This is a genomic window from Flavobacterium sp. Root186 (assembly GCF_001428525.1).
Classification (GTDB): Bacteria; Bacteroidota; Bacteroidia; order Flavobacteriales; family Flavobacteriaceae; genus Flavobacterium.
In genome coordinates this window covers 1-13,032 of the sequence record NZ_LMHW01000005.1, presented here as the reverse complement: position 1 = coordinate 13,032, position 13,032 = coordinate 1, and the positions used below count along the sequence as shown (strand labels likewise).

12 protein-coding genes and 1 pseudogene are annotated in these 13,032 nt (G+C 37.5%); 3 read left to right on the top strand and 10 right to left on the bottom strand.

Translation table 11 applies throughout. From position 1 onward, the window contains the following. Positions 1 to 74: 74 nt before the first annotated feature. The 5 genes from ASD98_RS03370 to ASD98_RS03350 all read right to left on the bottom strand — a co-directional run bounded on the left by ASD98_RS03370 (position 75) and on the right by ASD98_RS03350 (position 6,977). Complete coding sequence (locus ASD98_RS03370; protein ID WP_056200239.1) at positions 75 to 560, bottom strand: hypothetical protein; 486 nt, start codon at positions 558 to 560, stop codon at positions 75 to 77. Positions 561 to 682: 122 nt separating this feature from the next. Next, a complete protein-coding gene (locus ASD98_RS03365) occupies positions 683 to 2,119 on the bottom strand; it encodes a TolC family protein (protein WP_056200236.1) in 1,437 nt (478 codons plus the stop codon). Continuing rightward, positions 2,109 to 5,315: an efflux RND transporter permease subunit gene (locus ASD98_RS03360; RefSeq protein ID WP_056200233.1), complete on the bottom strand. Its 3,207-nt coding sequence runs from the start codon at positions 5,313 to 5,315 to the stop codon at positions 2,109 to 2,111. The genes ASD98_RS03365 and ASD98_RS03360 overlap by 11 nt, the downstream gene beginning before the upstream one ends. 26 nt (positions 5,316 to 5,341) lie before the next feature. Further along, entirely contained in the window at positions 5,342 to 6,427 is a 1,086-nt protein-coding gene (locus ASD98_RS03355; RefSeq protein WP_056200231.1) for an efflux RND transporter periplasmic adaptor subunit, read from the bottom strand. Between the two features lie 157 nt (positions 6,428 to 6,584). Further along, positions 6,585 to 6,977 (bottom strand): hypothetical protein, encoded by a 393-nt coding sequence (locus ASD98_RS03350; RefSeq protein ID WP_056200228.1) that lies wholly within the window; start codon positions 6,975 to 6,977, stop codon positions 6,585 to 6,587. 410 nt (positions 6,978 to 7,387) lie between these two features. Between ASD98_RS03350 and ASD98_RS03345 the strand changes: the two genes are divergently transcribed. After that, entirely contained in the window at positions 7,388 to 7,750 is a 363-nt protein-coding gene (locus ASD98_RS03345; protein ID WP_056200226.1) for a hypothetical protein, read from the top strand. A 264-nt stretch (positions 7,751 to 8,014) separates the two neighbouring features. Then, on the top strand, positions 8,015 to 9,307 hold the full coding sequence (locus tag ASD98_RS03340; RefSeq protein WP_056200221.1) for a hypothetical protein: 1,293 nt from the start codon (positions 8,015 to 8,017) through the stop codon (positions 9,305 to 9,307). A 230-nt stretch (positions 9,308 to 9,537) separates the two neighbouring features. Here ASD98_RS03340 and ASD98_RS03335 read toward each other — a convergent pair whose 3' ends face one another. Continuing rightward, complete coding sequence (locus ASD98_RS03335) at positions 9,538 to 9,972, bottom strand: nuclear transport factor 2 family protein (protein WP_056200281.1); 435 nt, start codon at positions 9,970 to 9,972, stop codon at positions 9,538 to 9,540. A gap of 11 nt (positions 9,973 to 9,983) precedes the next feature. Then, the gene (locus ASD98_RS03330) at positions 9,984 to 11,030 is read right to left on the bottom strand and encodes an NADP-dependent oxidoreductase (RefSeq protein WP_199866267.1); all 1,047 of its coding nucleotides are present in this window, start codon (positions 11,028 to 11,030) and stop codon (positions 9,984 to 9,986) included. 146 nt (positions 11,031 to 11,176) lie between these two features. On the opposite strand from ASD98_RS03330, the gene ASD98_RS03325 reads away from it, so the two are divergent. Then, positions 11,177 to 11,530 (top strand): helix-turn-helix domain-containing protein, encoded by a 354-nt coding sequence (locus tag ASD98_RS03325; RefSeq protein ID WP_056200218.1) that lies wholly within the window; start codon positions 11,177 to 11,179, stop codon positions 11,528 to 11,530. A gap of 383 nt (positions 11,531 to 11,913) precedes the next feature. Here ASD98_RS03325 and ASD98_RS03320 read toward each other — a convergent pair whose 3' ends face one another. The 3 genes and pseudogenes from ASD98_RS03320 to ASD98_RS24475 form a co-directional block, all read right to left on the bottom strand. After that, entirely contained in the window at positions 11,914 to 12,504 is a 591-nt protein-coding gene (locus ASD98_RS03320; protein ID WP_056200215.1) for an NADPH-dependent F420 reductase, read from the bottom strand. A 27-nt stretch (positions 12,505 to 12,531) separates the two neighbouring features. After that, complete coding sequence (locus tag ASD98_RS24480) at positions 12,532 to 12,675, bottom strand: SDR family oxidoreductase (RefSeq protein ID WP_255357653.1); 144 nt, start codon at positions 12,673 to 12,675, stop codon at positions 12,532 to 12,534. A gap of 160 nt (positions 12,676 to 12,835) precedes the next feature. After that, positions 12,836 to 12,991: pseudogene (locus ASD98_RS24475) on the bottom strand (SDR family NAD(P)-dependent oxidoreductase); the annotation flags it as partial. Between the last annotated feature and the right edge of the window lie 41 nt (positions 12,992 to 13,032).

Genomic DNA, 13,032 nt, shown 5'->3' with positions numbered 1-13,032 from the left:
ATTTAAAAAGCTAATGTTATATTTTCTGTTTTTTTAATGTAGAAAAAATTAGTGATCAAAGGATTTAACGAATTTTATTGCCAAAAGCGATCGTTCCATTGTTGGCTATTTGGCTCAGGAGAATAGTTTTTTAAACTCGCTATAATTTGATTTGATGGCATCTTATTTCTTATGAATGCGAATATATTTCTCTCTTCAAATCGTATTAGTATTTCAAGATCTTCCTCAATCCTACTTAATGATTTTTCAATTAAAATATTTTTTGTAAAATGTTTTTTTATTTTTCGCTGCAATGTCAATGCTTTTTTTACCAATTCATTTTCCATTCCCAATATTGGAAAAATGTGTTCCTTTTCCATCTCGAAATGTGCGGCCAATTCATTGCTGTAATACCAATCCGCATAATTTTTAATTCTGTCAGGGTCAATTTTTTGTTTAATTCCAACCCTGATTGCCCAGCATAGTTCTAATGAATGCTGATGATCGCTGTGTAAAGAGTTAAGTACTTTCTCTAGATTTCCCAAGTTCTCCTTTTTTATAAGTGTTTTTTCTAAATTCATTTTATTTAATCGATTTTCCCGAAGGATTTAATATTCTGATCTAATTAAAATTATCATTTTGAAGTAAAAAACAGACCTTCCTTTACGAAGGTCTGTTTTCTGATGGATGTAATTGCAAAATATTAATTCCATCCACCGCCCAAGGCTTTGTAGATAGTAACAAAAGCGCTCAATTGTTGTTGTTTGGTTTCTATAAGTTCAAATTTAGATTCCAATGCATCTTTTTGTGTAAGGAGAACCTCCATATAATCAGCCCTGGCTGAACTAAATAAATCATTCGAAATTTTTATCGATTCATTAAGCGCCTGAACCTGTTTTGATTTCAGATCATAGCTTTGCGCTGTGTTTTTAATTTTTGACAGCTGATTTGCTACTTCAATGTAAGCATTTACCAATGTACGCTCGTAATTATAAACAGCCTGAATCTGCTTGGCATTGGCACTAATATAACTTGCCTTGATAGCATTCCTGTTTATTAAAGGCGCTATCAGGTCACCTGCTACAGAATACATTAGAGACTCCGGTGAAGTTAGTAAATATTTAGTATTGAACGCCTCATACCCGATACCTGCAGAAATCCCTAAAGAAGGATAAAACTTAGCCTTAGCTACTTTTATATCTAACTTGGCAGCTATGAGTTCCATTTCTGCCTTTTTAATGTCAGGGCGATTTTCAAGTAGTTGAGATGGGATTCCAGCATGAACAGCTGGAGGGACCATCGTATTGAAGCTATTGCCATTTCTAACGATGGTCTGAGGGAAACGTCCTAACAAGAAATTAATTTTATTTTCCGATTCATATATTTCCTGTCGTATCTCAAATTGCAGGCTTTGTGTATTGAAAATTTGAGCTTCAAAACGACGAACTGCCAGCTCATTTACTCTGGCAGCTTCCTTTTGTATTTTTACAACCCTTAATGCGTTAGACTGGATATCAATATTTTGATTTACTATTTCAAGCTGATTGTCAAGTGCCAGTAATTCATAATAGGAATTCGCAATTTCGGCTATCAGGTTGGTAACCACAAAGTTTTTTCCTTCCACAGAAGACAGATAACGGTTCAAAGCTGCTTTTTTGGCGTTGTGAAGCTTGTTCCATATATCAATTTCCCAAGATGCAGAAATTCCAAATCCATAATTAGGTAAAGGGTCAGGCGTTTCTTTTCCCGGCATAATTTCAGTAGTGGCCTCGCCAGACCCGGTACTGGTGTATCGTCCCGATTTATCAAGACTGGCTCCGGCGTTAAATCCAATGAAAGGTAAATATTCCCCTTTTCTGGCTCTTACCTCACTTTGGGCAATTTGTATTTCCTGCAAAGTGATATTGAGTTCCTGATTATTTTGTAATGCAGTCTCGATAAGGGTTACCAAATTCTGATCTGTAAAATAGCTTCTCCATTGTATTTTTCCTGTATTAATTGTGTCGGCAGCTGTATCTGCATAAAGCGCCGGAACGGTCTTATTTTCAGTTTTTTGTACAACTGAAGGAGTTTTACACCCAATTAAGCACAACAATACGCAGGATAGACCTGCGTATCTTATTTTTCTATTATTCTTCATTTTCCAGCGTTTGATCGTTTGTTGAAAAATCATCTACATGATGCATGAAATCATCTGACAATGAGCTTTCTTCTTCTCCTTTAATTAATTTTCTTCCCTCGGCCAGTGTACCAAAAATATAGTACAAGCCAGGAACTATGAGTACTCCGAATATTGTTCCAAAAAGCATCCCTCCCAGTGCAGAACCTCCAATGGTCCGGTTACCAATAGCACCAGCACCCGAGGCGAAAATTAGCGGAATCAGTCCGGCAATAAACGCAAAAGAAGTCATTAAGATCGGTCTGAACCGCACTCTGGCACCTTCAATAGCCGCCTCTAAAATTGTGGCTCCCTGATGATGTTTCAGAACCGCAAACTCGACAATCAATACTGCATTCTTACCCAGAAGGCCCACCAGCATAATAAGCCCGATTTGGGCGTAAATATCATTTTGCAATCCCATCATCTGCAATATGACAAAAGAGCCCAAAAGCCCGATTGGAATGGATAAGATAACAGACAAAGGAATAATAAAGCTCTCGTATTGAGCTGCAAGCACAAAATAAACAAAAGCCAGCACTACTAAAAATATATATAGTGACTCATTCCCTTTGCCTGCCTCGTCATACGACAATCCTTCCCAGGCAATATCATATCCTTTTGGCAGCGTTTTGGCCGATACCTCCTGAACGGCTTTAATTGCATCGGCCGTAGTGTAACCCGCGGCAGGCTGCCCCTGAATAGCAGCTGAGTTATACATATTATAGCGGGTAACCTCATTGGGACCCTGCGTTTTTTTAAGTTTCATAAAAGCTGAATAAGGAACCATTTCACCCTGGTCATTTTTTACAAAAAGATTTAAAACATCCGACGGTAGTCTCCTAAACTTAGGGTCCGACTGAACATATACTTTGAAAAAACGGCCAAACTTGATAAATCCCTGCTCGTAAGTACTTCCTATTAGAATATTAAGGTTTTCCATCGCTTTTCCAATGGAAACACCTTTCTGCATCGCCAGATCATTGTTGAACTCCAACTCATACTGCGGATAATTGGCGGCAAAAAACGTAAATAGGCCTGAGAGTTCTTTGCGTTTACGAAGCTCGGCCATAAAGTCCTTGTTTATCTTATCAAACTCCTGATAATTAGTGCTTGTGGTCTTGTCAAGCAGACGCATAGAAAAACCTCCTGAAGAACCAAAACCAGGAATTGCGGGCGGTTCAAAAAATTCCACTACGGCACCAAGATCTCGGGATTTTTCCTCTAGTTCCTGCATAATTTCTTTTACAGTATGTTTTCTGTCTGACCATGATTTTAAATTAATCAGACATGTTCCTGCATTAGAACCTCGCCCCTCAGTCATAATTTCATAACCCGCCAAAGACGATACAGACTCCACTCCCTCGACCTCTTCGCAGATTTTCTGAAGCCTGTGCGCGACTTCATTAGTTACTTCCAGAGTTGACCCGGGAGGTGTCTGAATAATTCCATAAATAGTTCCCTGATCCTCACTTGGAATAAATCCTGAAGGAAGTACTTGGTTCTCAATGAATATTGCTGCGCAGAATCCAATTAGAATGAAAAAAGTCAGCCATCTTCTACTTACAATAGATTTTAAAACAGCCACATACCTGCCTGTTAGCCTGTCAAACCATCTGTTAAAACTATCTAAGGCTTTAGTTAATACATTTCCTTTCTTTTGTTTATCGTGATTGTTTTTCAATAAAATAGCACATAAAACCGGCGTAAGTGTGAGTGCAACAATCGCCGAAATAATAATAGAACTTGACATGGTGACAGAGAACTGTCTGTAGAAAGTACCGACAGGACCTGTCATAAAAGCAATAGGAATAAACACGGCAACCATCACGGCTGTAATGGCAATAACGGCTCCACCAATTTCTCCAAGAACTAATTTTACCGCATGATAAGGGGTAATAAGAGGAAATTCCTCAAACTTGGCGTGGACGGCCTCTACAACTACAATTGCATTATCTACCACAATGCCAATAGCTAATACCAATGAAAACAGAGTAACCAAATTAATCGACATTCCAAACATTTGAATAACAAAAAAGGCACCAACCAGAGAGACCGGTACGGCAATAATGGGAATCAGAGTGGAGCGCCAATCTCCTAAGAAAAGAAATACAACTAAAGCTACCAGAATAAATGCATCACGCAGCGTATGCATTACCTGATCAATAGAAGCATCCAGAAAGCTAGATACATCATAGCTGATTTTATAATCCATTCCGGGAGGAAAACTCGCTTTCATTTCCTCCAATTTGGCCTTTACATCATTAATCACATCACTTGCATTACTGCCGTAGTTTTGTTTAAGTACAATAGCGGCAGAAGCATGCCCGTCCAAATTGGAATAAATATCAAAAAACTCACTGCCCAGCTCCACTGTTGCTATATCTTTTAGATGTATGCTCTGTCCTTCTGCATTTGCTCGAATAATAGTATTTTCATACTGTTTTGGCTCATTATATCTTCCTTTATAAGTCAAGACATATTCTAAAGATTGTGCAGAAATTCCGGAACTCTGCCCTAAGCGGCCTGGACGGCCAATAATACTCTGTTCCTGCAGTGCTTCCATAACTTCTTCTACAGAAATTTTGTAAGCCCTCATCCTTTCCGGATTCAACCATACACGCATGGCATATTTACGACTACCTAAAATTTGTGATCTTGCTACCCCTTTTACCCTTGAGATCTCTGGTATCATTTTTACATCAGCATAATTATAGAGAAATTTTTCATCTATACTCTTGCTTTTTGAATACAAGTTGACATACATCAGCATGCTGGGCTGGATTGGTGTAATCACAACCCCTTCACGCTGAACCAGGTCCGGTAATAATGGCATTACCTGATCTACCCTTGTTTTGACCCTGATCACAGCCTGATTAGGATCTGTTCCAGGTTCAAATATGATTCTGAGTGTTGCCTCTCCTGCGCTTGTAGCATCGGTTGCCATATAGCGAACACCTTCCACACCATTGAGAGAATTCTCCAGGGTAATCAAAGTTGATTTTACCAATACATCTGCACTGGCTCCTGGATAGGCTATAAAAATATTTACTGTTGTTGGCGCAATCTGGGGAAATTGCGATATAGGAAGCTGTTTTATGGCAAGCGAACCTATAAAGACAATTACAATCGAAATTATAATTGCAAAAACGGGTCTATGTATAAATTTATTAAACATGTCTTTTTTTGATTTTAAAGATTCGGTTATTCCGCATACAGCTCTAAATGAGACAATACGGATTCAGGCTGCACTAATTTGATGTCGATTTTGTCATTCTCTTTTACAAGACGCAAGCCTTCAAGTAGAATCCGATCATGTATTGACAATCCTTCTTTTATGACAAACAGATGCGGCAACTCCGCCATGATAACAACTTCTCTTGATTTTACAGTATTATCCTTGTCAATAACATAGACATATTTTTTATCCAATACCTCGAAAGTGGCTTTTTGCGGAATCAGCATTGCATTTTTTAATTCAATTGGCATTTCAATACTACCTGTTTCTCCGTGTCTTAGTAATCTTTTTGGATTAGGAAAAGTGGCTCTAAATGGAATATTACCCGTTTCATTATCAAAGTCTGCTTCAATTGTTTCTACTATTCCAGAATATGCAAATCTTTGATTGTTGGCCATTAATAGATTTACTTTCATTTTACTTCCTTTATTTGCCTGTGTTTGATAATCCAGATATTCAGATTCGGGAACATTATAATATACCCACATCGAACTGTTATCGGCCAGTTCTGTTAATAACTCTCCTTCATCAACCAAACTTCCCTGACGGACATGAAACTTATCAATAATCCCGTCAAATGGAGCCCTAATTTCAGTAAACTGTAAATGAACCTGACTAAGGGACATTTCGGCATTGGCTTTTTCCAGTTTTGCCTTTGCCATAGCCAGTTCACCTGGAGCCACCACATTTCCATCGGCTAATTTTTTAGTATTTTTATATTCTATCTCTGCAAAGCTAACCTCGGCTTTAGATTTTTTTAATTCTGCCTCGTAAAGAGTCGGCATAATTTTAAAAAGCAACTGTCCTTTCTTGACAGTCTGACCTTCATCAACATAGATCTTTTGCAGATATCCGCGTTCCTGGGCTCGTAGCTCAATATGCTGGATGGAATGAATTTGCGATACATATTGCTTGGTTATAGTTGTATCTTTTTCTATTGGATTGGTAACCAAAAATTTGGTTTTTTCTTCTTTTGTTTCTTCCTTTTTAGAGTTGCAGCTTGTATTCAATAGCATAGCAATCAAGCTTAGAAGCACGAGGATTCTCTTCATAATAATTTTAACGTTTAAAGCGAAATGAATTTTTTGTTTTTAATAAAGCCTTAAAATAAGGCCACAGAAATCTTATCCATTTATTTAGCAGGAAAATTGCTTAATAGTGGATAAATCAATTGATTATAAGTAATTGGGAATACTTACAGATTAAAAATCAAATTCTAAAAACCTGGAAGAGGACATTTACCTCAACATAGAGTAAACTAAAAATTTTGCGGTAATTTACCTTTTTTGTAAAGGCAATCGAATAAGATGTTAATCTATCACGGCATAAAAAACTTAAAAAATAAGTGCTTTTTGCAAATAGCTTTTGTACAGCAGAAAAATTCTCTTCTGTTTCTTCATTGTCAAGAAGAATGGCTTTTCTTTTAAATGTTTCGAAAGAATGGCCTGTATCTAAATAACTCTCATTATGGAAATATCCTAAAGAAGGATTTATAAAATTTAGCCTGTGATGAGCAGATTGACTAATTTGCGTATTGCTATTAGCATGTCCATCCAGCAGAAAGATAAATAAAAACAAAAATGTGGTAAACCATTTTTTCATAGCGCCACAAATTTAGTGAACAGTATTATAAATGCAATCATAAAATATACAAATTCGAAGAAAATTTTATATTTGCTTATTTTGATGCTCAAATTTAGAATATCATTATTTTTATTCTTCAAACAAAAATTTTATCAAAAAACTATTTTGTTGATACATAAAAAAAGATAATTTGATTGCAAAAATATAATTTGACGCAGAAACGATATTCAGCCAAAAAAATGTAATCAAAAATCATCTTTGTTGACTTCAGTAAATAGTCTCTCTTTCAAAACAATAACAATTTAAACCTTATTTTTTTGTTTTTTTTGTTTTAAAAATCGTTTACTTTTTCAAAATGATTATATTTGTTGCATAACCAATATAAGCCCTGTCTCTTTAGAGATCAATTATAATTCTCAAATCTGTAAATGAAAAAATTAAAGTTCATAGCTGTTTTTTTACTTTTCTTACTCGCTTTTATAAGTGGATCAGAATTTCGTAGATATGCTGTTGAACCTGCTATTTACCACAGCCAGGAAAGTTTTTTATCTTCTAAAAAACCTATAATTTCATATGTAAATTTAACAGACTCCAAAGAGGTAGATATTCATACTAAAGTTAAAAAGAAAATAAAATATCGTGCTACAACTTCAGAAAACAGCACTTTAAGAACATTCTATTATAGTAAATTAATAAACTTTAAGATTTTTAAAAGCCGATCATTATATGGGATGGCAACTATTTATCAAATTCAGCGTCACACTTATCTGCACCTTTATCAGCTCTTCTAGGACTCAGCTTTTCTTGCTGAATTATATTCCAAATTTTCTGTGATGCTTTCTTTTTTTATAAGAGAGCATATTTATAAACAAAAGGAAAATCTTCAAAAAAAAATATTCATTTCATAGTTCATTAATAAAAAGTTTCGATAGCTTTTTTTGAAGATCAATGAATTAACTTCTATTTACTATAAAATTGAAGCATTATTTTATAACCAATTTTAAGTAATTGTTTAAACAAATTCAAAAATTAAAATTAATATAAAGGCCCTTGTCATGAAAAAAATTACTCAAATTATATGCGTACTTTTAATAGTTACAAGTATGAATGCGCAACAAGAAAAAGGAATTATAGGTTATACAAACTGGTTAAGCAACTGGTCTGAATTTAAACCTCATAAAGTAGAATATGGAGAAGCCAACCAAATTTTGGCAGGAAACATTTCTGTTAATACAAAACTGCTCAAAAGGAATATATATGTTTTGCAAGGAAATGTATATGTAACTAACAATGCCGTTTTAACAATCGAACCCGGAACTTTAATTATTGGGGATTTCGAAACAAAAGGAACACTAGTGATTACAAAGGGTGCACAGCTAATAGCTGATGGTTTAGAAACCGACCCAATTGTATTTACCTCAAACCGTAGTATGAAAAAAGCAGGAGACTGGGGTGGTATTGTAGTTCTTGGTGATGCTCCTATTAATAAATTTGGAAATATTGGTTCTTATAACTTAGATCTTGATCCTTCCTTAACCACCTACGGAGGTGATAATTCTTTATCAAATTCCGGAATTTTAAGATTTGTAAGAATCGAATTTGCCGGAAAAAACATTAAAGGTGCTGATACTTTCAACGGTTTGACAATTGCAGGTGTTGGCAGTCAGACCATATTAGAGAATATTATGGTCAGCTACTGTGGTGGTAATTCATTTGCTTTTTATGGCGGTGATGTAAATGCTACTAAATTTGTATCTTATAAATCAATTAACGACGACTATAAATTCACTCAGGGAACGCAATGTCGTTTATATAATTCACTTGCGGTAAGGTCTTCATATTTATCAAGCAACAAAGATGGTTCGCGCAGTTTAGAAGTAAAATCATATGAAAATAAAAACGAAACAGATTTTACTAAAAAACAGACTTTTGTTGCAGCAGCCAATATTACACTGTTAAATGACAGTGAAAATATAAATGCAGATATTCAGTCTGGGTTGGTTAAGGAAGCTATCTATATTGCTGAAAATGCTTCTCTTGAAATGAAGCGAAGCGTAGTTTCGGGATTTAATCCTGCTGTTTTATTAGATGGAAAAACAGAGATTAATGATATTAATCTTAAGAAAATCAAATTTGAAGAAATGTACTTTAATCTATGCAACGGAAACATCCTTTCGGAAGGGAACAGCAACAATGAGGATTTGGAGCATTGGTATGGTAACACAATATTTTTTAACGTCCACTCCAAAAGTGATAATAAGGAAACATTTGTTGATATATTCGATGCTAAAAGACCAGATTTCAGATTACAGTTAGGAAAAATAACCGCTTCAAGCAGCAATAAATAATTTGATTATACAAAATACGTGAGCGAAATATTTGCCGACAATAAAACATTAACTACAATCAGTTTATTTTATCCATAAATTTCAATTGTCTCCACAGTAAGGAGACAATTGAGATTAAGGTTATTCAGAAAGATAATTCCTTTCTATTTTCTCTTTTACTTCGGTTGGTAAAGTATATATTTTTTTTCAAACTGTTTTTATAAAAGCGGTATTATTGCCGCTTTTAATCGTTAGACGTTGTGTTTTTCCTGCCAGTCGAAGATTCCTCTTCTTTTGGCTATAAGCCATTGACTATTCTCACGTACATAATCATCCTTATAGATGGCGCCTATAGTAGTTCTGGTTTTTTGTCCGCCATCATTCCCAATCAGTGTTATTAGACAGTAACACGTCCCGTGAGCAGCATCCCCATCTAAATCAACTATCTGCTGGCCATTAAAATGATACACAGTTTCGATTTTGCTAAGAAAAATTTTAAAGCCTTTTTCCATTTCTGTTCGTCCCTCCAATTTTAAAATCTGCTTGCCTCCTGCATAGCTTTCCGACACTGCATTTTCAGTGAAAAGTTGTACTTGGGCATGAAAATCTTTCTTGTCTCCCAGGACAGATACACGGTCAAATAATTCTTTGATATAAGTCCTGTCATATAATTCCTCTATACTCATAATATTTACCCTCATCCTACAGTCATTACTATTTTACCTTGAATATTACCCTTGGACGCACGTTCATGCGCACTTTTTGCATCGGCAAGCGCATAAGTGCTGTCAATGGCCACGCGGATAGTTCCATTTTCGAGCAGCTGTCCTAGCTCCTTGAGCTGGGCTCCGCTTGAGCGCACTTGTGTTGCAGATACCCTTACTCCAAGTTTTTCCGCTTCTTCAGCGTCAGAGAAACCCAAGGGAAATATTGGAAACAAAGCGCCACCGCGTTTCAGGGTTCTCAAGAACCTGCCGGTGGCCGGCCCTCCGACAGAATCGATCACAAGATCGACATCAGTTACTAGGTCTTCGGCAGCATTCTTAGTGTAATCTATGAATTCGTCTGCTCCGAGGTCTCGCAGGAACTCTTCATGCCTTGCAGAGGCAACAGCAATCACGTAAGCCCCCTTCCATTTGGCAAGCTGTAATGCGAAATGTCCCACACCGCCTCCAGCACCGTTAATGAGTACTTTTTTGCCTTCGAGCGACACCGGTTCATGCCTGTTCGGCTGTAGTGGATTCTGTACATCATGGCCTTGGTCAATCATGAATTGCCACGCTGTAAGCAGGGACATCGGTACGGCAGCGGCCTGTACGTGATCAATGCGTGCTGGCTTGATTGCAACTTCTGAAGCTGGAGCGGTAACGTATTCTGCGTAGGCTTTACTCGGTCCGAAGCTGGGAAAACGGACCATCGAATAGACCTCGTCGCCGACAGCGAAATTATTGACATCATCTGCTACCGACTCGATGATACCAGAGATATCTGTTCCGAGTATTACAGGAAATGGGACCTGTGGCTGCCATTCCGGAGGCAACATCTTATATCCTTCGCGAAGATACCAATCCGGTGGATTCAGTCCGATTGCGCGGACTCGAATCCTCACTTCTCCATTTAGCAACTCTGGAACCGGTGCATCTTCATAACGCAGTACTTCCGGACCTCCAAATTCGTACTGGCGTATCGCCTTCATCATTGATGGGGCGGCCTGCTCAACTTCTTTATTTTCAGAATTTTTCATATCATTAGTTTTTATAGAGACTATTTTATTGCCTTACTGGAGCAAAATTAGGATATTTGTATACTTTTGTCAAGTATGTACTTTTTTGTATCTTACGTACTAAAATGAATCTAATGCTGATTAACAGATAATTAAATTAAAAATAAATGAAAAATAAATCTGAAATTCCAGAATGCATCCAGAATTGCGGCGTCGAATACGCTTTTAAGCGCATAGGAGGGAAATATAAAGGACGGATCCTTTGGCATCTGGGAATGCAAAAAGTTTTACGGTATGGCGAACTGAGCAGGACCCTGCCAGACATTACAACTAAAATGCTAACCCAAACCTTAAGAGAGCTCGAGGCAGATGAGTTAATCGTCCGTAAAATGTATCACGAGGTTCCTCCTAAGGTGGAATATTCGCTGAGTGAGACAGGACTGGAGCTAATTCCGTTTATAGAGCATGTTCACGAATGGGGTAAAAAACAACTAGCCAATGAAACAATGGTGACAAAATAATCAAGCTATACATGCAATTACTGTTCAGGGCCGAGACATTACCGAACAAATAAGCGAATACAACATTTGGAATACAAATGAATTAAATCTGGAAAAAGTTATGACACATTATCTTGCGGTACCAGAAGAATTGATACAGATACATTCGAGCGTTGAACTAACTAGAATGACTTTTAAAATACCAGACCAAGCATCGACTTGGTAATTTATTTACCAGACCAAATTGAAGCTTCATGCCACTATGTCCATTTTGTCCGACAGCAAACTTTCAAAATTGTATAAGGCAAAATATACGCAGTATGTTTAAAGCCGGTTAAAAGATGACACAAAATAAGGAACTTAAAAAAAGGGGAACACAATTGTGTCCCCCAGTATTTTTGAATTTAGAGTTTGACCAAGTCAATTCCTGAAAAGACGCCTTTGACTTCGGTAAGCCTGCCTCCAAGAGCAAGTGTACCCAAGTCAATCGGGGCAAAACCGATTGATTTGATCAGTTCAACTACCTCTGCTTTAGCATGCTGATCGTCGCTGGCGACAAAAGCGACACGTCGACCATCACCAATCACCGGATCTGCTGCGATTCTTGCAGCAAAAAGTGTATTGAACGCTTTCACGATACGCGCGCCAGGTAATTGTTCCAGTACAATCCCGGTTGAGGTCTTATTGCCCAACTCAGCGATTTTACCATCCTCAATAAACTCATTGGTAATATCGATCACGATTTTGCCACTCCAGTTGATCAGGCCGGTGAGAGACTTTACTTCCCACCAAGGAAGCGCCAGTACGACAATATCTGGACCAGCAGCTTCAATAGTGCTCACTGCTTTCACACCTTTGCCCAATTTCACAATGAAAGCTTTGAGAGTTTCAGGCTCCCTGCTATTGCTGATCAAAAGAGGAGCATTGATTTTCAGCAATTGCGTGGCAATTGCTTGCCCGATATGGCCTGCGCCAATAATTCCAATTGTTTTCATGATATTTATTTGCTTATTAGTAATTATTTAAAATGCAGATTTGATTACACCGCCATCTGCCCGAAGCGCGGCGCCGTTGGTGGCTGCTGAAAGCGGGCTGGCAATGTAGGTCACCAGATTGGCGATCTCTTCCGGTTTGATAAAACGCTTCAATAATGACGTTCCCCTCATGGTTGTAAAAAACACTTTTTCCATTTCTTATAAAGTAAATTCTCATGGTTGTAAAAAACACTTTTTCCATTTCAGTATCGCTGATGCCTTGCTGTTCAGCGGTTGCTTTCATAAAATTGGTGATAGCCTGCGTCGATGTTGGTCCGGGTAAAACAGTATTTACGGTAACGGCCGTACCGACGGTCATTTCGGCAAGCCCTCGTGACAAACCGATCTGGGCAATCTTGGAAACACCGTACTGGATCATCTCTGCAGGGATCTGTACACCCGATTCGCTGGAGATAAAAATGATCCTCCCCCAATTGGCTTTCAGCATTTGCTCGATGTAAGCACGCGAAAGACGTACACCACTCATAA